The organism is Campylobacter sp. RM16187 (assembly GCF_025319965.1).
Classification (GTDB): domain Bacteria; phylum Campylobacterota; class Campylobacteria; order Campylobacterales; family Campylobacteraceae; genus Campylobacter_A.
This window is the reverse complement of the sequence record NZ_CP012549.1, coordinates 68,176-93,916: the sequence shown is the minus strand read 5'-3', so window position 1 is coordinate 93,916 and position 25,741 is coordinate 68,176. Positions and strand designations below refer to the sequence as shown.

Genomic DNA, 25,741 nt, shown 5'->3' with positions numbered 1-25,741 from the left:
ATTTAAAAATTAAGCTTGCGGAAAGGCAACCACCCCTTTCCGCAAAAATCGGGAGAAAAATGAATCAAAACAATGCAAAGACGAGATATTGCACGATCCATTTACAGGACAAATACTAACATCAAATTTCTTAAAATATAATTAAGTATATTAATAATTATAAGGCTTAAGCAAGTGTGTTACAAAAGCTCAAAAATTCCAAATTCACGCATCAAATTTTGGCGCAGATAAACCATCGGCAAACAAAATATTAAGTAAAGCTTAAATTCATTTTGGATAAAATCTTGCATCATTCTTTTGTTGTTTAAAAGAATATTCGGTAAAAAAGGAAAGATATGAGCGATATAATCGCATACAAACTAAATGGAGAGATAGTTGATACGCAAAGTATCGGAGATAATGTAAATTCGGCCGAGCCTGTGTATTTTGATAATTCAAAAGAGGCTCTAAACGTCATTCGCCACAGCTGCGCACACCTTATGGCAGAGGCGATTAAAAGCATTTACCCTGAAGCGAAATTTTTCGTAGGACCTGCGATAGAAGATGGATTTTACTACGATTTTAGAGTTGATGAGGCAGGAACCAAGCTTGGCGAGGCTGATTTAGAGGCTATCGAAGCCAAGATGAAAGAGCTGGTTGAAGCAAAAAAAGATATAGTTAAAACCTGTTTTTCAAAAAAAGAGATAAGCGAGAGATTTAAGGACGATGACCTCAAGCAAGAAGTTCTAAAGCGCATTCCTGACGGGCCTGTGAGTATGTATTCGCAAGGAATTTTTGAAGATATCTGCCGCGGACCGCACGTGCCGAACACTAAATTTTTAAGATTTTTCAAGCTTACTCGAGTTGCGGGAGCCTATCTTGGCGGCGATGAAACACGCGAAATGCTAAACAGAATTTACGGCACGGCATACGCGGACAAAGAGAGTTTAAAAGAGCACATAAGAGTTATCGAAGAGGCCAAAAAGCGCGATCACCGCAAGCTTGGAACCGAGATGAAACTCTTTACGTTTGATGATGAGATCGGAGGCGGACTTCCGCTATGGCTACCAAACGGCGGAAGATTAAGAAGCAAGATCGAGCAAATTTTATACAAAGCTCACAGAGAGCGCGGATACGAGCCCGTGCGAGGTCCTGAAATTTTAAAAGCCGATGCTTGGAAAAAGAGCGGACACTACATAAACTACAAAGAAAATATGTATTTTACGGTGATTGACGAGCAAGAATACGGCATCAAGCCGATGAACTGCGTCGGACACATCAAAGTATATCAAGATGAAATTCGCTCTTACCGCGACTTGCCGCTTAAATTTTTTGAATACGGCGTAGTGCATCGCCATGAAAAAAGCGGCGTTTTGCATGGACTTTTCAGAGTTCGCGAATTTACGCAAGATGATGCGCATATATTTTGTATGCCAAGCCAGATAAAAGAAAACATCCTCGAAATTTTAAGCTTTGTTGATAACATTATGCAAAATTTCGGCTTTGAATACGAAATGGAAATTTCAACAAAGCCAGCCAAAGCGATCGGTGATGACGCTATCTGGGAGGTTGCAACCCAGGCGCTTAAAGACGCACTTGATGAAAACGGATTTAAATATGGTATCGACGAAGGCGGCGGAGCGTTTTACGGACCAAAAATAGACATCAAGATAACAGACGCGCTTAAACGAAAATGGCAGTGCGGAACGATTCAGGTTGATTTTAACCTGCCTGAGAGGTTTGACCTTGGCTACATCGACAGCAATAACGAGCGCCAACGCCCTGTAATGCTTCACCGCGCGCTACTTGGAAGCTTTGAGAGATTTATAGGAATTTTGATAGAGCATACAAGCGGAGAGTTGCCGTTTTTCGTAGCGCCTACGCAGGTTGTGGTCGTGCCAATTAGCGACACGCACTTAGACTACGCAAAAGAGATAGTAAAAGAGCTTAGAAAAATAGGCGTTGATAGCGAAATTTCAAGCAAAAACGAAAGTCTAAACAAGCGCATTAGAAGCGCTGAAAAACAACGCGTACCAATGATCGTAGTACTTGGCGACAACGAAGTAACAAACCGCACGGTAGCGCTAAGAGATCGCAGAAGCAGAGAACAAAAAGATATGAAACTAGACGAATTTACCAATTTATTAAAGGAGAAACTGAGTGAGGTGCATTTTTGAGTAAAGAAGAAGTATTGCTCAACGAAGATATAAGAGCGAGTGAAGTAAGATGTGTCGGTGATGACGGCACAAGCTATGGCGTTATCTCAAGAGATGAGGCTTTAAAAATCGCTGAAAAAAAAGGGCTTGATCTAGTTTTGATCGCGCCTGATGCAAAGCCGCCTGTTTGCAAGATCATGGATTATGGAAAATTCCGTTACCAACAAGAAAAAAAGCAAAAAGAGGCTAAGAAAAAGCAAAAAGTTATCGATGTTAAGGAGATCAAACTATCGGTAAAAATAGCTCAAAATGACATAAACTACAAGGTAAAACATGCGCTTGAGTTCCTTGAAGAGGGCAAGCACGTGAAATTTAGAGTGTTTCTAAAAGGTCGCGAGATGGCAGCTCCGGAAGCCGGTGTCGTCATGCTTGAAAAAGTTTGGGAGATGATCAAAGAAGCAGGCAATAGAGATAAAGAGCCTATGATAGAAGGCCGCTATGTCAATATGCTTGTAACACCAAAAAAAGGTTAGTCAAATACTACATAAGCCCTAACCAAAGGGCTTATGTCATCTTCAAATTTACTTATTAAATTTTAAGCAATATTCTTATGCAAATTTAAATTTATCCACTAAATTTTACCATTTGGAATGATGACTTCGGCTATCAAGCGATTTTCTTCCTCTATCCTCTTATAAAGCACAAACGCATAAAACGGCAAGATAACCACAGCCGAATACAGCGCATGACAAAGCAAGGCAAGTCCTATAAGCTCTGGCACGATATTTAAGAAATAATTTGGGTGCTTCACAACTCTAAAAAGCCAGTGATCGTTAAATTTATGCTCGTTTGCTATCATGAGTTTAACCGTCCAAATTCCCTTTAAAAGCTGCGTAACCACATATAACATAACTAAAGCAAACGCTACAAGCACACACCCCAAAAGCCCTTGTATATCAAGCTCGGCTCGTCTTAAAACGGCTTCAACAAGGCATGAAAAATAAAAAAGTATATGCAAGATCGTAAGTCTTTTTGAGTTTTGCACTCCATACTCCTTGCCGCCACTTGCAAGTATCGCCTGCTCGTTTTGCTTTGAAACTTTAAGAAACGCGAGCCTTACGATAAAGATCACGGCAACGATAATAACAACACTATAGTCCATAAATTTTACCCCTAAAATAAAATCAAAGCGCAAAAGATAACAAATTTACACTTAAATTTAGACTATCTAAGAATTAAATAAGATCAATTTTGCAAATACAATTTTATAAAATTTAAATTCTTTAAAGAAATTTTAGGTATAATCCATCTCTTACCTTAAGAGTAAGAAAAATTTTAAAAGGATTAGTATGCCTAAAATGAAGTCAGTTCGTGGTGCTGCTAAACGTTTTAAAGTGGGTAAAAACAAGATTAAAAGAGGCTCAGCATTTAGAAGCCACATTTTAACCAAAAAATCTCGCAACAGAAAAAGAGATTTAAGAAGCCCTCAATACGTTGATAGCACGAATGTTGCAAGCGTTAGATCAATGCTTTGCATGTAAGTTTAAGTTTTTGACACAAGGTCATTCAAGCTCCCCCAAATTTAGGGGCAAGATTCGCTTAGCGAACGCCAATTTCTAAAAAGGATAAATATGGCAAGAGTAAAAACAGGCGTAGTTAGAAGAAGACGCCATAAAAAGGTATTGAAGCTAGCTCGTGGCTTTTACAGCGGTAGACGCAAACACTTTAGAAAAGCTAAAGAGCAGCTAGAAAGAAGTTTAGTATATGCTTACAGAGACAGACGCGCGAAAAAACGCGATTTTAGACGTCTTTGGATAGTTAGAATCAACGCTGCATGCAGACTAAATGATATCAGCTATTCACGCTTTATAAACGGTCTTAAGAAAGCAAATATCGAATTAGATAGAAAAATTTTAGCCGATATGGCTATGAATGACCCAAAAGCTTTTGCACAAATTGCTTCACAAGCAAAGGCTGCTTTAAAATAATTTCAAATTTCTCGCTCATTTGGGCGGGAAATTCTTTTAACTCTGACTTTTATACTCTCCAATAAAATGATACAAACTGCTAAATTTTTCTGTTTCTTAAAGTGCAAAGCGAGTTTGAATAGCTCTCTTGCTTACAATTTACAAATGTAGCGAAACAAATAAAATCACACCACGTCCAACGCATCCTCTACGCGAACAACATCTGCTCTTTAACTACAGATAATTTTAAAGACTGCGGTGCAAATACGCTTTTATTTTCTCCAGTATTAGCACCACACTAAAAACAGAAACCAAAATCAATAATCATACTTCGTCAAATCAAGCTGATTGATAAGCGTTTTTAGCATTGTTACGTACTCTTCACCAAGTTCTGAGTAGTTTTGCATGGTCTCAGCGGCACTAATACCGCTAAAGAGCTTTCCGCTTCTTGCAAATTCCGCACGGGACAATCTAAAATTTTCATACGCAGCGTTTGAGTTCAAATTTAGTGCATACATCATGACAGACTCTTGCAAACTACTAAAAATCCTGATCTTATGTCGCTTACCGCGCTCTCTATCAAGTGGCACAAGCCCTACTTCGCCCCAAGTATAGTGCCCAAAGATATTATTTGCCTCTTTCGTGAAGCGGCTCTCGCCCCAACCACTCTCTATCGCCGCTTGAGCTATCGCTAGCGAAACGGGAATTTCGCCCATACGCACGAGATATTCATTTATGTTAAAAATATGCCTGATATTGTACTCGCTTGCGATTTTAGCTAGCTGCTTGTAATTATCCTCATCAAGCTCACGCAGACCCTGTCTCCAAGCTTGTATGACAAAAGCTACGCAAAATGCACGCTTTGAAGCTATAACGCTATTTACATTTACGATAATTGGTCTGATTTCAGCTATAAAAGCTTCTTTTTTCGCTTTGCCTTTTAGCGTGTAGTACTCATCACTAAAGCCCGCATGCAGGCTAATAGCAAGAAGCAAAGTAGACCAAATTTTACTCCATAAAATTCGCATCAAAGCAGTGTCTTACCTTGCCTTTAAAAAATATCTTTTCATCTTTAAGTCTCAAACCAAGCTCTTCGCCACTCTTTGGAAAGACAGAAATTTGCTCTTTTAAGCCTAAATTTTTAACTCCCGCATAAAAGCATGCAGCCATGCCTGTTCCGCAAGCGTTTGTCTCAGCCTCAACTCCACGCTCATATGTTCTAACGAGTAAATTTCCACTTTCGACTTTGGCAAAATTTACGTTTGAATTATGGTTTTGACGCATTTTACGAGCTAAATTCAGATCAAACTCACTCAAATTCTCACAAAAACTAACAAGATGTGGCACACCCGTATCATAAAAGTACCACTCTCGCCCTTCCTCACTAAATTTATCCGCTAACTTAACCGGGCTTGTTAGTTCAACTTCCACCATATCGCCGCTTACGCTACCGCTAACGCTTCCAGCACCCGTAGCTAGCGTTATATCATTTGCGTTAGTTAGTTTGTTAGTAACGGCATATAAAAGCGCTGCACGAGAGCCATTACCACACATCGCTGCATAACTTCCGTCGTTGTTATAAAACTCCCATTTTGCGCCGTTTTTAAAAGGAAGTAGCACGATAAGACCGTCAGCTCCTATGCCGTTAAATCTATCGCAAAGCCTTTTAGCTAACTCGCTTCGATCCTCGCTAACAAAAGTGTGAAATATAACAAAATCATTGCCGCTTGCGTTATACTTTGATACTCTCATATCTGCCTTTCAAATTTATTAAAAACTCCTCGGTTTGCGCCTGCAAATCTCTTAAATTTCCGCTATTATCTATAACAAAATCAGCCATTTCGCGCTTTTTTTCTATATCCATTTGAAGCTTTACTCGCTTTTTAGCCTCTTCGTAACTTAAACCGTTTCGCTTCATCACACGCTCTATAAGTGTTTTTGTAGGCGCATAGACAACTACAACTTGCTCAAATTCAGCCTTTCCAAGCCCTTCAAAATAAAGCGGAATATCCACAAAATAAGGCAAATTTTTAGCTTCAAGCTTCCTGCAAAGCTCATAAATTTTTGCATTTATTCTTGAATGAAGCAAATTTTCAAGCCATTTAAGAGCTTCTTTATCGTTAAACACGATTGCGCCGAGCTTTTTTCGATTGATCTTGCCTTGATATAAAATTTCCTCGCCAAATTTCCGCACAACCTCATCTTTGCACACTTCAAGCTCTTTATGAGATATCTCATCAGCATCGATTACCTCAAAGCCGTGCATCTTAAGAAGGTTTAAAAATGTGCTTTTGCCGCTTCCGATTGTGCCGGTAACGACAAAAGCATTGCTAAATTTCATCAAATTTTGCCCTCGGTTTTTAATTCGATTTTAGCAAGTTTTAGCTAAAATTAGGCAAATTTCAAAAAGGGATAAAATGATAAGCTACAAAGACGCCGGAGTGGATATAGACGCTGGAAACAGCTTTGTTGAGAAGATCAAACCATACGTAAAATCAACCTTTACTCCGCTAGTCTTAGGCGGTATCGGGTCATTTTCAGGTGCTATAAAGCTGCCAAGCGGATATAAAAATCCTGCCATTTTAGGCGCAACTGACGGGGTCGGAACCAAACTTCGCCTCGCAATAGACGCAAACAAATTTGATACAGTCGGGCAAGATCTCGTAGCAATGTGTGTAAACGATCTCATCTGCAACTTCGCAACTCCGCTTTTTTTCCTCGACTACTACGCAGCTGCAAAACTTGATATAGAAAGCGCAGCAACCGTGGTTAAAGGCATCGCCGAAGGCTGCAAACTAGCTCAGTGCGCACTTATCGGGGGCGAAACTGCCGAGATGCCATCGATGTATGAAGGTAAAGACTTTGATCTAGCCGGCTTTGCGGTAGGCATAGCGGAGATAGATGAGATAGATAGAAGCAAATTTGTAAAAGAGGGCGATGTGCTAATAGCGCTTCCAAGCAGTGGGCTTCACTCTAACGGATTTTCTTTGGCGAGAAGAGTAGTGAGCGAACTTGGGCTTAAATTTGACGACAAGATAGAAGGCAAAGCGCTTATCGATGTGCTACTTGAGCCAACTAGAATTTATGTGAGCGATTTTTTACGACTAAAAGACAAGATAAACGCGCTTGCTCACATAACAGGTGGCGGATTGGTCGAAAATTTGCCTCGGGTATTTCCTGAAGGACTTGGCGCGAAAGTAGAAAAATCAGCCATAAAAACGCCTGAAATTTTTAAAATCATCGCTCAAAAAGTAAACGAAGAAGAGATGATGAGAACCTTTAACATGGGCGTTGGCTTGGTGCTTGTAGTTAGTAAAGACAAGGCTGATAGCGTGCTAGCTGACTCTGATGGTTACATAATTGGAGAGGTTGTTAAAGGCAAGGGAGTTGAGTTAGTATAAAAGATTTGCAAAAAAGAGTTTAAATTTGCTCTAAAATTCCAAGCCCGCAAAGCTCTTTTAGTGAAATTTCAAGCTCTTTTTTCATCGCTTTTTTATCAAATTCATATTCGTTTTGTAAATTTTTAAGTAGCTCAGACGCGCTAAATTTCTTTAAATTTCTTAAAAAATCATACATAAAATTTGAAATTTCTCTATATACGGCTTGATTGGTTTTTAGATCATAATACGCAAGTAGATAGCTTGTTTCTCTTTTATCAAACTCTTTTAAATGCACTTTGTAATTTAAAATTTTTACTTTAGCGCTTTTTGAGATTTTGTATCTATTTTGCCAATTAAATTTATCAAATTTCAAAGTCGAAAAATCTTGCATAAAAAGCTCTACTTCGCTAAATTCAAGCCACAAAAGATCACTTGCGAAAGGAAATTCCTTAAGTCTCTTTCGCTCTTTTATAAATTTTCTAAAATCCTTTGGCAGCTGCCAAATAAGCGTAGTTTTAGCATAACCGCAAGCTATAAATTCGCTAACTTCTTTTTTGAATTTATCTTCGCCTATCACTGAAAGCAAGATCGGATTTGTGTTAGCAAGAACCTCATAAAATCTATTAAATATAAGCTCGGTATATAGCTTTGCGCCTTTTGAAGAGGCTTTAGCTTGCCCTGTTATCTCTTTAAAAAATTTGCTTTGGCTCTTGTGGGTGCTCATGCGCTTTTCCAAATTTCACGCATTTTTTCATACTCTGTAATAAGCTCGGCAAGAGGAGGGATTTCATTATCGCGCTCTATCATGCAAGGGGCTTTTTGCTTTTTAAGTGTGTAAGCTAGCAACTGCCAAACCTCATCGCAAACATCGCCGCCGTGCGTATCCACAAGCATTTTATAGTCACGATCGTCCATATGTCCTGCCACATGGATATAACCAAGCCTTGAAAGATCAAGCTCATCTATGAATTTATACGGATCAAATTTATGATTTACAGAATTCACATAGACGTTATTTACGTCTAGCAGCAGCTTGGCGCCACTTTTGTTCATTAGCAAATTCGTAAATTCAGTTTCGCTCATTTCGCATTCAAGAGTGTAATAGTAAGTAGCGTTTTCCAAGATAATCTCGCGTTTTAGCTCATTTTGCACATACTCAACTCGCTCGCAAAGCAAATTTAACATTTCATGAGTAAGCGGAAGTGGCAAAAGCTCGTGCGTATGATGAGCATTAAGCGTAGAAAAACTTATATGATCTGAGTAAAATTTGATGTCATATCTATCCAAAAAAGCTTTTAAATTTTTTAGATATTTCTTACTTGGTTTTATGTCAGAGCCGATAGATAGCGTTACGCTGTGGGCTACAAGAAGATTGTCATGGGCTATTTGTTCAAAATTTGCCCGATGAGCGTGCGGGATAAAAAACCAATTTTCAGGAGTTACCTCCCAAAAATCAGGCTTAAATCCGCTTTTTATAATATCACTTAGATGCTCACGTCTAAGTCCGAGTCCGCATTTTGTGATATTTTGCATTTTTAATTATTGTTTAGATGCGCCACATCCGCTTTGTGCAGCTTTGCCGTCTTTTGAAGCTCCGCAAGCACTTTGTGCAGCTTTTTTATCAGTTGCTCCGCATTTTGCTGTTCCGCATGAAGCGTTTACGTCCTTTTTAACCTCTGTACCGTTTTTGCTTCCGCCACATTTTGCCGTTCCGCAGTTTGCACTAGCTGCAAATACGCTTGTAGCGCCTGTTAAAGCTACTCCAAGAAGTGCGCCTACTACTTTTTTAGACTTTTTCATAACAATTCCTTTTTGGTAATTTATTTTGAGAAAGTGATATTATAGTAACTTTTTTAATACAGATTAAATACGATATTTTTTGAATTTTATTTTCGCTATCCACTCTTCAAGCGTTTTTTCAAATCCCACACCCTTGCTCTCATAAAATTTAAGCGGTTTTTCGAGATATTTTTGCTCAACCCAGCCACCAAAACTATGCGGATAAAGATAGTCTTTGGATTCAGGAGCGGTATTTATAAGGTATGGAGGAATTTTTAAAAGAGTCTCAGTTTTTACATATTTTAAGGCCGAATTTATCGCCTTGTAGCTTGAATTTGACTTCGGCGAGCAGGCTAGATAGATAGCACACTGACTTAGGATAATTCTAGCTTCAGGATAGCCGATTTTACTAACAGCTAGTAGTGTGTTAGTGGCTAAATTTAGTGCGTTTGGGTTAGCGTTACCCACATCTTCACTTGCAAATATCGCCATCCTTCTAGCGATAAAGTCCGCGCTTTCGCCGGCATCAATGAGCCTTGCAAGGTAGTATATGGAGGCGTTTTCGTCACTTCCTCGCATGCTTTTTATAAAGGCACTTGCCAAGTGGTAGTGCGTATCATCTTCGCTAACTCCTTCACTAACAGCGTTAGCGCGAAGTATTTTTAAATTTTCAAGAGTTATATCGGGGCTTAAATTTAGTGCAAATTCAAGCAAATTTAAAAGCCCGCGCGCATCACCACCGCTACTTTTAAACAGATACTCACGCGCCTCATCATCGATCTCAAACTCGACTTCAGCTCTAACGCGGCTAAGCAACTTCTCAAAATCAGCCCTTTTAAGCGGAGTAAATTCAAACAGCATCGAGCGGCTTCTGATACCCGAACTTAGAGTAAAGTATGGATTCTCCGTGCTTGCTCCGATGATTATAGCATTATAATTTTCCATCGGAACCAAAAGCGCTTCTTGCTGAGTCTTGCTTAAACGGTGAATCTCATCAATGAAAAAAAGCGGTTTATTTAGCGCGTTTTCATAGTTTTTTAAAATTTTACGAAACTCTTCGATCTTTAAATTTCCACCGTCAAATTCGTAAAAATCATAACTCATCGCTCCAGCCACAGCTCTAGCAAAGCTCGTCTTACCACAGCCCGCAGGTCCGTAAAATATACTGTGCGGGATTTTTTCATTTTCAATAAATTTTTTAAAAACTTCCACGATCTCGGTCTGTCCGCAAATTTCATCAAGAGTTTTTGGGCGAAATTTTAAAGCAAACATGGCTTTCCTTAGATATTTTTGTAAATTATACAAAAAGTTAAATTTCCAGACAAATTTTAAGAATTTCAAAAAAAAAAAAAACGATAAAATAAATCAAATATCTTAAAATTAAAGGAGTGTTTATGACAACTCAAGAGATCTCGAGCAAGATTTCTCAAGGCATCGGTGACGCGTTTGAGTCAGTGCAAGCCAGTCGCGATGAATACTATTCTAAAAATCAAGCGCCAAGCAAATATGAGGTAAGTAATATCATATCAAAATACAGCAACATAAATGCCGGTATATCAGGTGCTACGGGCTTGGTGCCTGGTCCCTTGGGTATGGCGGCGGCGATCCCTGAGATCATCAGTGTGATTAGAAATCAAATGGCTATGATAACTGATATCGCAAGAGCTAATGGTAAAAAAGCCAGCAATGAGCTTATGCTTGAAATTTTATTTGGCGCAGTAGGCAATATGGCTTCTGGCCTTGTGGCGGTTCATGCTCAAAAAGTAATCGTAAAGCGTACCAGCCTTAAAGTTCTGCAAAGTGTAATCAAAACACTTGGAGGCAGAGTGACACAGCAGGTGCTAAAGTCAATGGCTGCAAAGTGGATACCTCTGGCAGGCGCGGCTGCTATGGCTGCTTGGTCTAAATACTCAACCAGCAAAATCGGTAAAAAGGCACAGGAAATTTTTGAAAAAGAAATCATTTATGAGTGTGATGAGGTCGATACAAATGAGGATATACAAATGCTTGGAGTGGCTAAGGCTGAGTTTGAAAACGCCAAAAACGAGATTGATAGTGCTATAAACGATATCAAAAATGGCGATAAGATACTAAAAGAGAAGATTAAAATTTTAATAAGCCTAATGAGGATAGATGGCAAAATAGAGGATGAAGAGCAAGAATACATCGCAAATTTTATAACCAAATCAAATTTTGCAAGCAGCGACGAAATGGAGCTGATAGGATATCTTGGAAATAACGAAAAAATGGATATAAACTACGCTTTGTTTAAGACTGATCCACAGGAAGCTTTGGCGTTAATTATTGATTTGATAGCACTCTCTAGTGTTGATGAGAAAATCCACATAACCGAAAAGATGTTTATCAAAAATATCGCAAAAATGATAAATTTTAATGAAAATGCTGCATTGGAGCTAATAGAGCAAACAAAGCAAAATATCTAAATTTAGGCTCTTTTTGAGCCTAAATTTTACTAATCTTCTCTATCTCTTCTCTGCTCATTCTAAATTTTAGCCAACCGTTCTGCCTTTTAGCCCCTAAGCTCTCGTAAAATTTAATACTTGGCTCATTCCAGTCGAGGCACTCCCACTCAAGCCGTCCAAATCCCTCGTCTTCGCAAATTTCGGCAAGGGTTTTGATAAATTTCATACCGATCCCTTGTCCTCTAAACTTCTTTTTTACGTACAAGTCTTCAAGATAGATGCCGGCTCTGCCTAAAAAAGTAGAAAATGAGTGAAAAAATATAGCGTAGCCAACTATCTCGCCACCTCCACTAACGGCAACTAACGCGCTAGCAAGCTCTTTTTCAAAAATATGAGATACAAAAACACTCTCGTCTATTTTAACTTCGCTTTCAAGCTTCTCATACAGAGCAAGCTCATTTATCATTTCTATTATAGCCTTTGCATCGTTTTTAGTAGCTTTTCTTATCGTCATTTTATTCCAATATAAATTTTTAAAGTATTATAACAAAAGCGATTTTATAATAGAAATTGTATTTAGTAAATAGAAAGAAAAGAGGCGACGTTTATCGCCTCTAAAAATAAGTTAAAATTTCTTTTCAAAGTCGACGTAGAAATTTCTACCTTTGCCTACTAAGGTAGTTTCAGTATGTCTTCTCGGATGAATATATTGTTTATCAAATATATTATTTATACCAAAACTCAAGCTAAAGCCACGACCAAAAATCTTGTTTTCAAAATTGGTCGGAGTCCATTTACCCTTTAAATTTACTATTGTAAAGCTCTTGTCTACGTAATAATACTTCTTACCCCTAGACACAAAACTTTTGGTGTCCCTTGACGGCTTTAACCAATGGGACATGTTTGCACCCAATGTCAAATTCCAAGGCGTATACGTATATTGTCCACCAAGTAAAATTTTATCCGCATAAACATTAACTCTCTTTTTAGTCTGTTTATCATAAACCTTTATATGATCATATGCCGTATTAAAAGCAAAGTTATTTATATTATATCTAGCCTCAATTTCATATCCATTGCGTTTAGCACTATCGACATTCTCATATCTTGCATACATTGGACTCGCAGGAGGTGTGCCCATTTCAGGATGCTCTTTTAAATTAATCATATTATTAATAGAACCATTAAAATAAGTTGCTTTAAAATATAACCTATCATTTCCGATTAAATTCTCTTTGTCTATAGAAAATCCAAGCTCATACTCTTTTGCTATCTCAGGCCTTAAACCGTTATTTGGCAAATAGTAATAATGTATATTTAAAGGACCTTGTGCTGATGTTTCGTTTGGAGTAGGTCCTCTGAATGTCTCAGCATATCCGGCAAGCAAATTTATACCATCAAACACTTCATAGGCAAGTCCTATTTTTGGTGAAAATCTTTTATCAGAATAAGCTTCTCTTCCTGATAATTTTACACCTCTTTTGAAGTAATCATATCTACCTCCAAGAGTAAATTCAAGATTTCCTATATTAATAATATCTTGAATATACAATCCATAGTCTTTGTAAAAATTCGGAAAAGAACCAAAATCCGATAATACCCCGTTTGCTCTATATACTGCATCCTCCTTACGATGCTCATGATCCAAACCAATAACTAATCTATGCTCCAAAAATCCTGTATTAAACATACTTTCATTTTTGACTCCCACTCCCCATCGTCTATCTTCGTTTTTATAATTTACTACACGAGTAGGATTAGTCATTACTCTATGATATTTAGCATAAGAATTAAAATATTGTGCTGAAAAATTTATCCAAGGATTATTTATCGGAGAATATCTATACACTACATTATAATCGCGTTGCTTTAATACTCCAGATACAGTATCAACATTATGCCATAAAGATTGCCAGCCCGTAACTAAATTTTCATGATAATTAAATACACTAAAATCTAGTTCATGCTCATCCGTAATATCCCACTCAATCTTTCCAAATAGTGTATTGATACGCTCATCATCAAGAGCGTAAGTCTCTCCATTTCCTTTATCGGCAAATTTTGTATTCCCAAAATCGGCATGTTTGCCATAAAGTAAAAATCCTAAATTTTCCACAGGCTTAAACGCAAGTGCCCCACGGTTTGAGTTCATATGATTGCTCTCTTGACGATGCCCGATCATCACGCCGTAATTTTTATCCCCTATGATAAAGTCATCTACGCTCTTTGTTTGCATACTAATGATACCCCCTATAGCTCCACTACCATGAAGTACCGAAGATGCTCCTTTTACGACTTCAGCCCTTTTTAGCAAGTCGTTATCAACACGAAAAGATGAGATAAGATTAGAAAACATAGTTGGAGAACGCCTAATATTATCCTGTTCTATAATAACTCTATTATTACTTCTATCATCAAATCCTCTAATATTATAAGATTGGGCTATTTGCCTGCCAAGATCATCACCTAGTTGAATTCCTGAAATTTGACCCAAATTTTCAATGATTGAAGGAGATTTTGATAAATTATCTTGTGTTAATATACTAACCTGTCCAGCATACTTCGCCACATCGGTTTCGCTTCTGTTTGCGGTAACTGAAACCATATCCAGCTGCGCAGTTGCTGCAGTAGAGTTTGCATCCATACGCTTTGCGCTAGACTTTGTATCTGCGCCTTGAAGCATTGAAATAGAAGCGCCAAAAAGCACAATGGCGGCCATCTTGCTAAATTTATGCATTTGATTTCCTTTTTTAGATATATAAATTAATAATCGGTATTATATTAAATTTGAATACTAGCAGTTCTTTTCTTAGATATAAGTTAAATTTTAAGTGTTTATAAATATTATTTTAATGACAGTAAAATGATAGTTTATTTTATATTTTAAATCTACAAAATTTTCGCCTTAGCGCTTAGACTTTGTATCTTAAACTCATATATGCTAGTCGCTTTTAGTCCGTGCATCGCCGCAGTTTCAAAAGCGCTCATGTATCCTGGTGTGTATTTTTCGCAAAGTAGCCTTAAAGCTTTGATTTTCTTTGTATCATCAGTCACAGGATAAACCTTGGTTTTTGCTATCGCGCTTTTGTATTCGGTAGTAAAAACCCTGCTTCCAAGCTTGGCTCCGTCATCCTTCATCGCTTCAAATTCAGCCTCTGTATGCTCCGGCACCTTGTTATACGACACGCACACCATCTCGACATCTTTGCCGTCTTTAAAAAGCCTAGCCTTTGAGCCCGCAACCGCGCCGTGTATATAGACACTCATGCCCTCTCTTGCGATCGAGATAGGTATAGAAAATACGCTGCCATCATCATCCACACAGCTTATCACCGCATATTCGCATTTATCGATTATCTCAAAAGCCGCGACTTCGTCTAAATTTCTATCTTTTCTTCTCATTTCTTTCCCTAGAATATAAACTCAAAGGAGATTTTACCTCCCCCCCCCCGCTTAAATTTCAATTTTATAATTATTCAAATCCCAATCAATCGCACTAACGCCTTTACTAACAAGATAGGCATTACATTTTGAAAAGTGACGCGAGCCAAAGTATGCTCCGCGCGCTAACGGACTTGGATGAGCCGCCGTTAGGACAAGATGTTTGTTAGTATCGATTAGCGGAATTTTCGCCTTTGCGGGATTGCCCCAAAGCATAAAGACGACGTTTTCTTTATGAGCGCTTACAGCTCTTATGGCAGCGTCCGTAAACTCCTGCCAGCCAAAATTTGCATGCGAATTTGCCTGCCCTGCCCCAACCGTTAAAGTCGCGTTTAGCAGTAGCACGCCTTGCTTCGCCCAGTAAGTAAGATCGCCCGAATTTGGCTCGCTGATCCCAAGATCATCATAAATTTCTTTGTAGATATTAACCAAACTCGGCGGAACTCTAACTCCATTTGGCACACTAAAGCTAAGCCCCATAGCTTGATTTTCGCCGTGATACGGGTCTTGCCCAAGGATCACCACCTTAACCTTATCAAAAGGCGTTAGGTTAAAAGCGTTAAAGATAAGCGAATTTGGAGGATATACTCTGCCCGCTTGCAAAGCAATGATTAAATTTTGCTTGATATTTGCAAAATACGGACTCAAAAACTCCTCTTTAAGCGCCTCTTTCCAGCCCTCTTCGATCTGAACTTTGTTGATATCTATCTGCATATTACCTCTTTAAATTCTGCATAAATTCAAGCGTTAATCGGAAATTTTCCTCCGCACTAACAGCGCGTTTGCTAACGCTATTTATGTTAGCGCCTTCTTTTGTCCATAAAAACGGCATAAAAGCAAAAACCTCATCAAGGCTTATCATTGCAACCTCTTCTTGCCAATTTTCAAAGAAAAATCCTTCGTAAAATTTCGCCAAATTACCGTTAAAAGCAAAGTCTAAAAATTCAGAATACCCGACATTAAGGCCTTGCCACTCTAAAGTGTCTTGCGCAAGATAGTAAATTTTACCCGCGTCTTTACCAAGCCCACCCGCATTTATCGCGAAATTTCCGCCCAACACATCATCTGCTATCAGCAAATAAGGAGCGCTAAACGGACTAAAATTTTCTTGCACCGCTTGGTTAAACGAAACTATCCCGCGCTTCATCTTTTCACAGCCCGAGCCAAATATCCTCATCCAGCCGTTATTTATGACAAGCCCACCGCTACCGTAGACAAGCGCGCCCATCGGCGAGCGAGTAGTTACTTGCAAGGCTAACAGCTCATTTTCGGCTCTTTTTTCATCGCACGGCAAAAATTCACAACTATTTTTAGCATCCTTTGACCACTCTTTAATGAGCTTCATACCGGGCTCGTCTAAATTCACAAGTTCTTTTAGCGTTTTCATCTCTTTTGACCTATAAAATTCTTAAAATCATAACTAAATTAAGCTAAAATTTCTAAACCGAAATTTAGAATTTAGCATAAGCTTAAGATCAAAAAGGAAACTTATGTCCGAGCAAATTTTTAATAAGATTAACACTCTTCTAAGCCAAAACGACGCGAAATTTAAGGTTATAAACCACGAGCCTGCCAACACCTCAGAAGCCGTTGCCAAAGCTCGCGGCACGATAATGGGACAGGGTGCTAAGGCTCTTGTTTGCGTGATAAAAGGTATAGATCCTAAAATTTTAGCCGCCTATAAAAACGAAAACCCGAGTCAAACCTCATCAAGCAGCCTTCTTAAAAGCTCTAAACACTACATTTTAGCCGTGCTTCCTGCCGATTACAAAGCAAACTTAGAAGCTATCACGCAAGAATTTCACGGCACAAAAACCTCTTTAGCAAGCCCTGCGGAGGTTAGTGAGCTAACAGACTGCGTTATCGGCTCTGTTCCGCCGTTTAGTTTTCATGATAGGCTAGAGCTCATCGTCGATAGCAAGCTTTTTGAGAGATTTGAAGAGATCGCTTTTAACGCCGGTTTGCTTGATCGCTCCATCGTCTTAAACGCCAAAGATTACGAGCGAATAGTAAAGCCAAAACTCGTCAATTTCGCGACCGCTTAGAAAATTTAGCTATAAAAGGAGTTAAGATGTATCAATTTAGCTTTTATAACCCTGTTAAAATAGAATTTGGCGAAGGCAAAGAGCAAAACATCGGCGCTTACATGAGAGAATTTGGCGCTAAAAAGGCGCTTTTGCTCTACGGAAGCGAGCGTATAAAGCGCACGGGGCTATTTGACGTAGTAGCAAAAAGCCTTAAGCAAGAGGGGATAGAATTTGCCGCACTTGGCGGAGTTAAGAGCAACCCTGTGCTAAGCAAAGTAAATGAAGCCATCAAGCTCGCAAGAGAATTTGGCGCAGACAGCGTGCTAGCCGTAGGAGGCGGCTCGGTGCTGGATTCAGCCAAGGCTATCGCGGCAGGAGCTTGTTATGAGGGAGATGTGTGGGACTTTTTCACAGGCAAAACTCCAAAAGCTGCCCTTAAAATCTTTGACATCATAACTTTGGCTGCGACCGCAAGCGAGATGAACAACGGCGCGATCGTGACAAAAGAAGAGACCAAACAAAAATACGCCATAAGCGGCGAGGTGCTTTTCCCAAAGGTTTCAGTCATCAACCCAAGGCTTCAAGCAACCGTCACAAGCGAGTATCTGGCCTACTCGGCAAGCGATGTGATCGCGCACTCTATCGAGGGGTATTTCACCGCAAGCATCCATCCGCAGATCATAAATTTGCAAGTTGAGGCTAACATCAAAACGATAATAAGAACGACTGAAATTTTGCTTGAAGAGCCTAGCGATTACGACGCTAGAGCCGAGTTTGCCTGGGCTGCGACGATGGCGCTAAATCACATGACGCGCGCGGGCACTAAAGGCATAAGCTTCCCAAACCACATGATAGAGCACGCCATGAGCGCAGTAACTGACTGTGCGCACGGAGAGGGGCTTTCGGTAGTGATGCCTGCGTGGATGAAGTGGTATAAAGATAAAAATTTGGCGCAGTTTGAGCGGTTTGGACGAGAAATTTTTGGCGCAAATTCGGCAGATGATGGCATAAGAGCGCTTAAAGCATGGTTTGATAAGATAGGCACGCCAACTAGCCTTAAACAGCTAAACATAGATAAAAGTGCGCTAGAAGAGATCCTTGATGTCGCCGCGCAAAATGCCGTAGCTTGGAGAATGGATAAAATTTACACTAGAAAAACGATAGAGGAAATTTTAAATTTGGCAAACTAACGCTAACTAACAAGCTGTGTTAGCGCAAAACAGGAGCAAAAATGATAAGAGAAGTAGAGCTTGCAAAGGCGTACAGAATGGTAAATACCGGCCCAACCTGCCTGATAAGCGCCAAATTTGATGGCATAGAAAACGCGATGAGTGCGTCTTGGGTTTGCGCGCTGGATTATGACAAGATAAGCGTGGTAGTTGATTCTGGCGCATTTACTCGCTCGCTGATAGAAAAGAGCGGATATTTTGCCGTTAGTATTCCATGCGTCAAACAGGCGAATTTGGTTATGAAGTTAGGCTTTGTTTCAAGACATCAAAACGCCACTAAAATGCAAGATGTAAGGCTATTTTATCAAGAAGGCTTTGACGCGCCGTTAGTTAGCGACTGCATAGCTTGGTTAGTTTGCAAGGTGCTAACAAACAAGCAAAACCAGAGCGAATTTGACCTGTTTATTGGCAAGATCGTGGGAGCATGGGCTGATGTGCGAGCGTTTGAGGATGGCAGGTGGAAATTTGACGAGTGCAAGGAGGAGTTAAGAAGCCTTCACTACGTAGCAGGCGGCGAGTTTTACACGCTTGGCAAAAGGATAAACGTAAAGATTTAATCACTCCATAAACTCATCGAAAAAGTCCTTATCAACTTCGCAAATTTCGATATTTTGTCTGACCTGAACGCCTACTTTATACTTTATCATCAGCTCTGCAAGTCGCTCACCGTCGATTAGCGCAATGGAGTGATCCTGCAAATTTTTAGCGTATTGCTCGGCTTCTTTAGTGAATTTTGAAGTAGTGATGAAAACGCCTTTTTTCGTCTGCTTATCCAAAATCGCTCCCGCAAATTTGTTAAGCTCGGGGCGAGTGATACTTCCTTGCCAGCGCTTAGCTTGAATATAAATTTTAGAAATTCCAAGTTCGTCTTCGTTTATAACTCCATCTATGCCGCCATCGGCTCCGTCTTTTGTAAGCGTCCCTTCGCCGTAACCCATCTTAACCAAAAGATTTTTCACCAAGTCTTCAAAAAACTTAGGGCTCTTGGCGTTTATCTCATCTAAAATTTGAGTCTTTAGAAGCTCTTTGAGCGCGATATCGGCACTATTTATAGCTTCTATCGGAGTTGTATCTTTGGAATTTTGATCGGTTGCGGATAACAGCTTGTTATGTTTGTTGATTTTATTCTTATTGTAAACTTCATCATACCAAGAGCTAAATTTAGCCTCAGAGTTCTTATCGGCGCAAATTTTTCTACCAAATTCTGTTATTTTAAAAGCGCCTCGCCCTATTTTTTCAGCAGGCCTTTTGTTTTTGGGCAAATTCATAATCTCTTGTATAGAGGCAAGATAGCTTAACGCCCAACTAGCCCTGCTTACGTATAAAAGCACTTTGCCGCTTGGTATCTTAAGCTCCTTTTCATCATCGCTAAGTTTAAAATGTTTCGCCACAAATTCATAAATTTCTTTTCTATCCGCTTCGCTTTTAGTGCTAAGAAATCCAAGTATCGGCAGCATCATCTCTTTGTGACTTGGCACCATAAAACCTCTCCTTTACGTTATAAACCACTCCTGAGCGGGGCTTTTATCCCCAAACGGCTTTGCGATGATAGTTTTTTCGCCGATTTTGGCGCTATATTCGCGCTCTTTATCAGCTCTCGTGTAGGCAAGCGCAAGACGCACGGCAAATTTAAGATCCTCTTCATCGGCATTTAAATTTATAAAACTAACCGCTCCCACAACGCTATCGTCAAACTCTATTTGAGCAAATTTTGGATTTTGAAGCGCGAGCAGTTTTTCATTATCGCTTTCATCACGTCCGATCACCATCTTTGAGCCGTTTTTAAGTCGCAAATGCCGCCCGATCCTAAGAAGCTGCATATCTTTTAGGCTCATATCTTTATCAAATTTTAAAAAGTCCTTTATCTTGTTTGCAAAGCCTTCAACCGTGAGCAAGCACCCACCTGCAGGGCTTTCAAAGTCGCTAAATCCGAATTCTTTGGCTAGCTTTATCTGAGGCTTTCTGTCTCTGCCACTAAGTCCAAGCAGACGCTCTCTATCCACCCAGCCCTCGCGCTCTGGCTTTGTAGGCTTCATAAGAAGTGCCGACATCGGGCGCAATATAAGATCGTCTTCATCCTTAGCCAAAGTCTTTACATGCACCATCGCATCGCGCCTTTGGCTCATCGGACGCTGCCCTAGAACCTCGCCAGTAGCGATGAAGCTAGCGCCCTCATCCTCAAGCATGTTTAAAGCGGTTTTAAACATGTACGCGTGACAATCGATACAGGGGTTAAAGTGCTTGCCGTAGCCAAATTTCGGGTTAAAAAGCACATTTTGCAAGTATTCGCTTCTGATATCTACTATCTTTAGCTTAGCACCCGCCATCGCCGCACGCTTTTCAAGCACGTCAAATTTGCCCTCGCCTGCACCAAATCCTATATCTATATGCACCGCTGTTACTTCGATGCCCTGCTCTTTTAAAAGCCTGATAGCAAGCATACTATCAAGCCCGCCGCTAAACAAAACCAGCGCCTTCATCGTTTTAATTTCTCCAAAATTATCCCTATCTTTCTTAAAATTTCTATCTTATCACTGCGATTTGAAGCTAGATACTCTCTTCGCATATTTTCGTAAAATCTGATCTTTAGTATCTTTACAGCCTCTAAAATTTGCTCCTCGCTTTCGATTACATCGACATTTTCAAGCGAAATTTCACGCAAAATGACCTCATCTTCAGGCGCTTTACGTAAAATAGCTTCAAAAATTTCGCCGTGATGGGCAAAGTACTCTTTTTTCACCAGATCCAAAATCATATCGCTAAGCCCGTTTGCCTCGGCAAGCGTCTTTAAAAGCTCAAGTTCAAGCTTGTCTTTTTGATAAATTTTACTAGGCGCCACCTGTATAGCTTGCTGCGTTTGAGTGCCGACTTTTGAGCGCAAATTTGCCAAAGTAAACGAATTTATGTCGATTTTTAGCAAGCTTGCAACAAGCGGCGCATAAGAATTTGCGATTATCGGCTTTAGACTCATCGTAAATTCGCGCACCTCTTCAAGCGCTCTTTGCTTTTGCACCGGGCGAGCTAGGTCAAATTTGGCTATCAAATTTCTTATATAAAACTCCCCAATCTCAACTCCGTTTTCAAACAAATTATGAAGCTCTTTTATCTTGCCGGCGACCACCATATCGGCAGGATCGGCTCCGCCTTCAAGGATAACGACGCTGCCGTCTATCTCGTTTTGTGCAAGCAGATGGGCGGACTTAACCGCTGCGTTTATGCCTGCACTATCGCCGTCAAAGCAAAGCACCACGCTTAGCTCGCCTCGCTTTAAAAGTGGCAAATGCTTTTGCGTAAGAGCCGTTCCAAGCACTGCCACAGCGTTAGTAAATCCCGCATGATGAAGCATCATCACGTCAAGATACCCCTCGGTGATGATGATTTGGTTTTTGACGTGGATGTCGCGTTTTGCCAAGTGGTAACCGTAAAAAAGCGTTGATTTATCAAAAATTTCACTCTGAGGCGAATTTACGTATTTGGCGGGATGATCGCCTAAAGTTCGGCCTCCAAAGCCTACAAGCTTGCCTGTGTGCGTGTAGATCGGAAAGGTTATACGCTGAATGAAGCTTGCGTAAATTCCGCTTTCGTTTTGCTTGACGATGCCTGATTCAAGCGCTTCGTTTGGCAAAATTTGCTCGTTTTCAAGCAGCCTTATCGTCTGGATGCTATCAGGCGCATATCCAAGCTCAAATTTAGCGCAAAGCGCGTCCGTAACGCCTCGCGAGTATAGATACTCTATCGCCGCAGGAGTCTTGTAAAGCAAACTGCGATAGTAGGCGTTTGCTTTTTCAAGGACGTGTTTATTTTCTTTCACATTTTCACGCTCGTTTTTTACGTAATTAAGCGTGAAATTTGAAAGCATCGCGATCTTTTCGATAGCCTCAGGATATGTAAGCTTCTCGTAATCCATGACAAATTTTATGACGTCTCCGCCCGCTTTGCACGAAAAGCAATGAAATATCCCGCGACTTGGGCTCACGCTCATGCTTGGGTTTTTATCGTCGTGAAACGGACAAACGCAGACGTAGTTTGAGCCTGATTTCTTAAGCGGGATGTAGTGTCCTACGATGTCGATTATATCGGCTTGTTCTTTGAGTTTTTCAATGGATTTTGGGTCTATCATAAGCGAGATTATACAATCACTTTGCTATAATGGGCTTAAAATTTAGGGCTGGAATTTACATTGGAAATTTTTTTTATAGAGTTTAGAGATCCGATTTTCGGGCTTGTCGTGTTTGTTTCGCTTATCCTCATGATCGCCGTTTTAAGCTACATTTGGGGTGTTTTTAGAAACAAAGACGAAAAGCAGGAGTTGGAGAAATTTTTAAAGAAATTTGATAAGACCGAAGGGCTTAGCAGCGAGCATAAAGAGATGCTTGTCAAATTTGACGTTGATAGCGCGTCGCTTTGCTTTTTAGCTAACACATTTGCCAAAAGCGGCTACTTCGAAAAGGCGATAAACATCTACGCGATCGCACTTAATAAAGCCAAAAACAAAAGCGAAAAAGAGCCTATATTTACTGACTTGGGGCAGGTTTTTTTCAAGGCGGGTTTTTTGCAAAAGGCTAAAGATATATTTTTAGAGGCGCTAAAGCTATCTCCGCGCAACCAAACTGCGCTTAAATTTCTAACCGTCGTGTATGAAAAACTAAAAGAGTATGACGAGGCGCTAAACGCACTTGACGCGCTTGAAGAGCTCGGACTTGACGTAAAATCTCAAAAAGCTTATATCAACATCATGAAAATTTTGATAGATAAAGATATGAGCCTAGAGGCAAAAACAGCTGAAATTTTAAAGCTCAAGGATAGCTTTACGCTTGCAAGGCGAATGGCGCTTGAAAACTGGCTACAAAGAGGCGCTGATATAGCAAATTTCCCTGACTTCCCGCCGCTTGAAGATGTACTTGATATCATTTATAGGCAAGAGCGCGCCGTAAATTTAAGCGATGATGAGTATAAATCGCTATTTTACGCTAAAAATTTAAGCAGCGAGCCCGCAAAGGAGCTTGGATTTGAGCTTGAAGTGATGACAAATTTAAGAAAAGTGGGATTTAACAAAGCCGATCTTAGCTTTAATTACATCTGCAAAAATTGCAAAAACTCCTTTCCGCTTCATTTTTACCGCTGTCCGATGTGTCACGAGCTAGCAAGCGCTCAAATTTTGCCTCACATCACGGAAAAATCCTGTGAAAACAGTATGCCTTTTTAGCGACGGCTCATGCCTAAATAATCCGGGCGCAGGAGGCTGGGCGTATATCCTAGAGTACGGCAAACACACAAAAGAGGCAAGCGGAGCGGAGGCGATGACGACCAACAACCAAATGGAGCTTCGCGCCGTGATAGAGGGGCTAAAAGCGCTAAAAGAGCCTTGCGAGGTGGAGCTTTATACCGATAGCTCATACGTGGCAAATGCGATAAACGAGTGGCTTGACGGCTGGGTCAAAAAAGCCTTTAAAAATGTTAAAAACGTGCCGCTTTGGCAAGAATTTTTAGATGTTTCAAGCGCTCACAAGATCCGTGCCACGTGGGTCAAGGCTCACAACGGACATCCGCAAAACGAGCGCTGCGACACGCTCGCAAGAGAGGCGGCAACCAAGATAAGAGATGAAAGCGACAGATAAATGCAAAATTTAAAATCACTACAAGATAGGCTCGGATATCAATTTAAAGAGATAAACAACCTAAAAAACGCGCTTACGCACAAAAGCTGCAAAAAGGGCAAAAATAACGAGCGGCTCGAGTTTTTGGGTGATGCGGTGATGGATCTGGTGATCGCTGATTATCTGTTTCGCAAATTTAAAAACACCGACGAAGGCGATATGAGCAAGCTTCGCGCCGCACTTGTCAATGAAAAAAGCTTTGCAAATTTGGCAAGCTATCTAAATTTGGGCGAGCATATATTTATATCCGCAGCCGAAGAGAACAACGGTGGACGCGAAAAGGCTTCGATACTTTCAGACGCTTTTGAAGCGGTGATGGGTGCGATTTACATAGAAAGCGGCTTTGAAGCGGTAAACGATATCGCGGTAAGGCTCTTTGAAATTTGCTATCCGGACATCGATCTTAAAAATTTGATGAAAGACTACAAAACAACTTTGCAAGAAATCACACAAGCAAGGCTTGGAGTAACACCTGAATACAAGCTCGTGCGCTCATTTGGTCCAGATCACAAGAAGGAGTTTGAGATCGCGCTTTTGCTAAAAGATGTCGAGGTCTCACGAGCGATTGGCAAGAGTAAAAAAGAGGCTCAGCAGCTAGCCGCCAAAACTGCGATAGAAAAGATCAAGGAAAACTCATGAATTCATTCGGACGAAAGCTTATCTTAACAACCTTCGGAGAGAGTCACGGAGTGGCTATCGGCGGGGTTCTTGACGGATTTCCTGCGGGAGTTGGGATAGATGAGGAGTTTTTGCAAGCTGAGCTAGATAGGCGCAAACCGGGTCAATCAAAATTTGCCACCGCAAGACGCGAGGGCGATAAGATAGAGGTGTTAAGCGGGGTTTTTGAAGGTGTTAGTACCGGCACACCAATCGGATTTGTGATCTACAACGAAAATCAAAAATCAAAAGATTACGACAACATCAAAGAGCTCTTTCGCCCGGGACACGCCGACTACACATACTTTAAAAAATACGGCATTCGCGACCACAGAGGCGGCGGACGAAGCTCTGCAAGAGAGACTGCCGTGCGCGTTGCAGGCGGGGCGTTTGCTCAAATTTTACTAAACGAATTTGGCGTGCAAGTAGAGAGCGGAGTAAGCGGGGTGGGGCTTATAAAAGCTGAGAAATTTGACTTTGAGGCGGCAAAAGGCTCTGAAATTTTTGCTCTTGATAAAGAAAATTTGATGATGGATGAAATTTTAAAGGCTAAGCAGGCTCACGACAGCGTGGGGGCTAGCGTCGTAACGCGAATTTTAAACGCTCCTAGCGGACTTGGCGAGGGGCTATATGATAAGCTTGACGCAAGGCTTGCAGCCGCAATGATGGGCATAAACGGCGTAAAAGCCGTAGAGATCGGCGAGGGCGTAAAAGCAAGCGCGATGCGAGGAAGCGAAAATAACGACTGCATGAATGAGGCGGGTCTTATCTCAAATCACGCAGGCGGGATCCTTGGCGGCATGAGTAGCGGGGCTGAAATTTTGATAACTACGCATTTTAAGCCGACTCCTTCGATATTTCTAGCTCAACAAACTCAAGATATCCACGGCAAAGAGGTTATTTGCGAGCTTCGCGGCAGACACGATCCATGCATCGGGATCCGCGGAAGTGTCGTGGCAACCGCGATGGCAAGACTTGTGATAGCTGATTTTATGCTTTTAAATTTGAGTGCAAATTTGGGGAATTTAAAAAAGATATATAGATAA

The 25,741-nt window shown here is 40.5% G+C and carries 29 protein-coding genes; 13 read left to right on the top strand and 16 right to left on the bottom strand.

The window, feature by feature from the left end; translation table 11 throughout:
- Window positions 1-335: 335 nt before the first annotated feature.
- On the top strand, window positions 336-2,156 hold the full coding sequence (thrS, locus tag CDOMF_RS00615) for a threonine--tRNA ligase (protein ID WP_260951985.1): 1,821 nt from the start codon (window positions 336-338) through the stop codon (window positions 2,154-2,156).
- On the top strand, window positions 2,153-2,668 hold the full coding sequence (gene infC, locus CDOMF_RS00610; protein ID WP_260951984.1) for a translation initiation factor IF-3: 516 nt from the start codon (window positions 2,153-2,155) through the stop codon (window positions 2,666-2,668). The genes thrS and infC overlap by 4 nt, the downstream gene beginning before the upstream one ends.
- A gap of 98 nt (window positions 2,669-2,766) precedes the next feature.
- On the opposite strand, the gene CDOMF_RS00605 is transcribed toward infC, so the two are convergent.
- Complete coding sequence (locus tag CDOMF_RS00605; RefSeq protein ID WP_260951983.1) at window positions 2,767-3,297, bottom strand: isoprenylcysteine carboxyl methyltransferase family protein; 531 nt, start codon at window positions 3,295-3,297, stop codon at window positions 2,767-2,769.
- Window positions 3,298-3,484: 187 nt separating this feature from the next.
- Between CDOMF_RS00605 and rpmI the strand changes: the two genes are divergently transcribed.
- Both rpmI and rplT read left to right on the top strand, forming a co-directional pair.
- Window positions 3,485-3,676 carry a 50S ribosomal protein L35 gene (rpmI, locus tag CDOMF_RS00600; protein ID WP_169975412.1) on the top strand — a complete coding sequence of 64 codons (192 nt, stop codon included), beginning with the start codon at window positions 3,485-3,487 and terminating at the stop codon, window positions 3,674-3,676.
- A gap of 90 nt (window positions 3,677-3,766) precedes the next feature.
- Entirely contained in the window at window positions 3,767-4,123 is a 357-nt protein-coding gene (gene rplT, locus CDOMF_RS00595) for a 50S ribosomal protein L20 (RefSeq protein ID WP_169975410.1), read from the top strand.
- 296 nt (window positions 4,124-4,419) lie between these two features.
- Here the strand turns inward: rplT and CDOMF_RS00590 are convergent, their stop codons facing one another.
- From CDOMF_RS00590 to coaE, 3 genes are read right to left on the bottom strand one after another with little or no spacing between them, the layout of a single operon-like run.
- A complete protein-coding gene (locus CDOMF_RS00590) occupies window positions 4,420-5,130 on the bottom strand; it encodes a glucosaminidase domain-containing protein (RefSeq protein WP_260951981.1) in 711 nt (236 codons plus the stop codon).
- On the bottom strand, window positions 5,111-5,854 hold the full coding sequence (gene dapF, locus CDOMF_RS00585; protein WP_260951980.1) for a diaminopimelate epimerase: 744 nt from the start codon (window positions 5,852-5,854) through the stop codon (window positions 5,111-5,113). The genes CDOMF_RS00590 and dapF overlap by 20 nt, the downstream gene beginning before the upstream one ends.
- On the bottom strand, window positions 5,835-6,446 hold the full coding sequence (gene coaE, locus CDOMF_RS00580; protein WP_260951979.1) for a dephospho-CoA kinase: 612 nt from the start codon (window positions 6,444-6,446) through the stop codon (window positions 5,835-5,837). Before coaE ends, dapF begins: the two co-directional genes overlap by 20 nt.
- A gap of 73 nt (window positions 6,447-6,519) precedes the next feature.
- Here coaE and purM point away from each other — a divergent pair, with 73 nt between their 5' ends.
- Complete coding sequence (purM, locus tag CDOMF_RS00575) at window positions 6,520-7,503, top strand: phosphoribosylformylglycinamidine cyclo-ligase (RefSeq protein WP_260951978.1); 984 nt, start codon at window positions 6,520-6,522, stop codon at window positions 7,501-7,503.
- Window positions 7,504-7,522: 19 nt separating this feature from the next.
- Here the strand turns inward: purM and CDOMF_RS00570 are convergent, their stop codons facing one another.
- From CDOMF_RS00570 to CDOMF_RS00555, 4 genes are all read right to left on the bottom strand, one after another.
- Window positions 7,523-8,206 carry a DNA-binding domain-containing protein gene (locus CDOMF_RS00570; RefSeq protein WP_260951977.1) on the bottom strand — a complete coding sequence of 228 codons (684 nt, stop codon included), beginning with the start codon at window positions 8,204-8,206 and terminating at the stop codon, window positions 7,523-7,525.
- Window positions 8,203-9,015, bottom strand: coding sequence for a DUF692 domain-containing protein (locus CDOMF_RS00565; protein ID WP_260951976.1), 813 nt, complete (start codon window positions 9,013-9,015; stop codon window positions 8,203-8,205). Before CDOMF_RS00565 ends, CDOMF_RS00570 begins: the two co-directional genes overlap by 4 nt.
- Before the next feature lie 6 nt (window positions 9,016-9,021).
- Window positions 9,022-9,282: an HvfA family oxazolone/thioamide-modified RiPP metallophore gene (locus tag CDOMF_RS00560; RefSeq protein WP_260951975.1), complete on the bottom strand. Its 261-nt coding sequence runs from the start codon at window positions 9,280-9,282 to the stop codon at window positions 9,022-9,024.
- A gap of 63 nt (window positions 9,283-9,345) precedes the next feature.
- Entirely contained in the window at window positions 9,346-10,533 is a 1,188-nt protein-coding gene (locus CDOMF_RS00555) for a replication-associated recombination protein A (protein WP_260951974.1), read from the bottom strand.
- Window positions 10,534-10,655: 122 nt separating this feature from the next.
- On the opposite strand from CDOMF_RS00555, the gene CDOMF_RS00550 reads away from it, so the two are divergent.
- The gene (locus tag CDOMF_RS00550; RefSeq protein ID WP_260951973.1) at window positions 10,656-11,705 is read left to right on the top strand and encodes a tellurite resistance TerB family protein; all 1,050 of its coding nucleotides are present in this window, start codon (window positions 10,656-10,658) and stop codon (window positions 11,703-11,705) included.
- A gap of 19 nt (window positions 11,706-11,724) precedes the next feature.
- Here CDOMF_RS00550 and CDOMF_RS00545 read toward each other — a convergent pair whose 3' ends face one another.
- The 5 genes from CDOMF_RS00545 to CDOMF_RS00525 all read right to left on the bottom strand — a co-directional run bounded on the left by CDOMF_RS00545 (window position 11,725) and on the right by CDOMF_RS00525 (window position 16,512).
- The gene (locus tag CDOMF_RS00545) at window positions 11,725-12,198 is read right to left on the bottom strand and encodes a GNAT family N-acetyltransferase (RefSeq protein ID WP_260951972.1); all 474 of its coding nucleotides are present in this window, start codon (window positions 12,196-12,198) and stop codon (window positions 11,725-11,727) included.
- Between the two features lie 111 nt (window positions 12,199-12,309).
- A complete protein-coding gene (locus CDOMF_RS00540) occupies window positions 12,310-14,421 on the bottom strand; it encodes a TonB-dependent receptor domain-containing protein (protein WP_260951971.1) in 2,112 nt (703 codons plus the stop codon).
- A gap of 152 nt (window positions 14,422-14,573) precedes the next feature.
- A complete protein-coding gene (locus tag CDOMF_RS00535; protein ID WP_260951970.1) occupies window positions 14,574-15,086 on the bottom strand; it encodes a pyridoxamine 5'-phosphate oxidase family protein in 513 nt (170 codons plus the stop codon).
- Between the two features lie 51 nt (window positions 15,087-15,137).
- Window positions 15,138-15,839 (bottom strand): uracil-DNA glycosylase, encoded by a 702-nt coding sequence (ung, locus tag CDOMF_RS00530; RefSeq protein WP_260951969.1) that lies wholly within the window; start codon window positions 15,837-15,839, stop codon window positions 15,138-15,140.
- Between the two features lies 1 nt (window position 15,840).
- A complete protein-coding gene (locus CDOMF_RS00525) occupies window positions 15,841-16,512 on the bottom strand; it encodes a DUF2625 domain-containing protein (RefSeq protein WP_260951968.1) in 672 nt (223 codons plus the stop codon).
- A 103-nt stretch (window positions 16,513-16,615) separates the two neighbouring features.
- Between CDOMF_RS00525 and CDOMF_RS00520 the strand changes: the two genes are divergently transcribed.
- Genes CDOMF_RS00520 through CDOMF_RS00510 form a run of 3 tightly spaced genes read left to right on the top strand, consistent with a single transcriptional unit; the run spans window position 16,616 to window position 18,938 of the window.
- Entirely contained in the window at window positions 16,616-17,170 is a 555-nt protein-coding gene (locus CDOMF_RS00520) for a YbaK/EbsC family protein (RefSeq protein WP_260951967.1), read from the top strand.
- A 26-nt stretch (window positions 17,171-17,196) separates the two neighbouring features.
- Window positions 17,197-18,342 (top strand): iron-containing alcohol dehydrogenase, encoded by a 1,146-nt coding sequence (locus CDOMF_RS00515; RefSeq protein ID WP_260951966.1) that lies wholly within the window; start codon window positions 17,197-17,199, stop codon window positions 18,340-18,342.
- Between the two features lie 41 nt (window positions 18,343-18,383).
- Window positions 18,384-18,938: a flavin reductase family protein gene (locus CDOMF_RS00510; protein WP_260951965.1), complete on the top strand. Its 555-nt coding sequence runs from the start codon at window positions 18,384-18,386 to the stop codon at window positions 18,936-18,938.
- On the opposite strand, the gene CDOMF_RS00505 is transcribed toward CDOMF_RS00510, so the two are convergent.
- Genes CDOMF_RS00505 through dnaG form a run of 3 tightly spaced genes read right to left on the bottom strand, consistent with a single transcriptional unit; the run spans window position 18,939 to window position 22,501 of the window.
- Window positions 18,939-19,862: a restriction endonuclease gene (locus CDOMF_RS00505; RefSeq protein ID WP_260951964.1), complete on the bottom strand. Its 924-nt coding sequence runs from the start codon at window positions 19,860-19,862 to the stop codon at window positions 18,939-18,941.
- 12 nt (window positions 19,863-19,874) lie between these two features.
- A complete protein-coding gene (locus CDOMF_RS00500; protein WP_260951963.1) occupies window positions 19,875-20,861 on the bottom strand; it encodes an argininosuccinate synthase domain-containing protein in 987 nt (328 codons plus the stop codon).
- Window positions 20,858-22,501: a DNA primase gene (gene dnaG / locus CDOMF_RS00495; protein ID WP_260951962.1), complete on the bottom strand. Its 1,644-nt coding sequence runs from the start codon at window positions 22,499-22,501 to the stop codon at window positions 20,858-20,860. Before dnaG ends, CDOMF_RS00500 begins: the two co-directional genes overlap by 4 nt.
- Before the next feature lie 60 nt (window positions 22,502-22,561).
- Here dnaG and CDOMF_RS00490 point away from each other — a divergent pair, with 60 nt between their 5' ends.
- From CDOMF_RS00490 to aroC, 4 genes are read left to right on the top strand one after another with little or no spacing between them, the layout of a single operon-like run.
- Window positions 22,562-23,587, top strand: coding sequence for a hypothetical protein (locus tag CDOMF_RS00490; RefSeq protein ID WP_260951961.1), 1,026 nt, complete (start codon window positions 22,562-22,564; stop codon window positions 23,585-23,587).
- On the top strand, window positions 23,565-23,999 hold the full coding sequence (gene rnhA, locus CDOMF_RS00485) for a ribonuclease HI (protein WP_260951960.1): 435 nt from the start codon (window positions 23,565-23,567) through the stop codon (window positions 23,997-23,999). The genes CDOMF_RS00490 and rnhA overlap by 23 nt, the downstream gene beginning before the upstream one ends.
- Window positions 24,000-24,677 (top strand): ribonuclease III, encoded by a 678-nt coding sequence (rnc, locus tag CDOMF_RS00480; RefSeq protein WP_260951959.1) that lies wholly within the window; start codon window positions 24,000-24,002, stop codon window positions 24,675-24,677.
- Window positions 24,674-25,741, top strand: coding sequence for a chorismate synthase (aroC, locus tag CDOMF_RS00475; protein ID WP_260951958.1), 1,068 nt, complete (start codon window positions 24,674-24,676; stop codon window positions 25,739-25,741). Before rnc ends, aroC begins: the two co-directional genes overlap by 4 nt.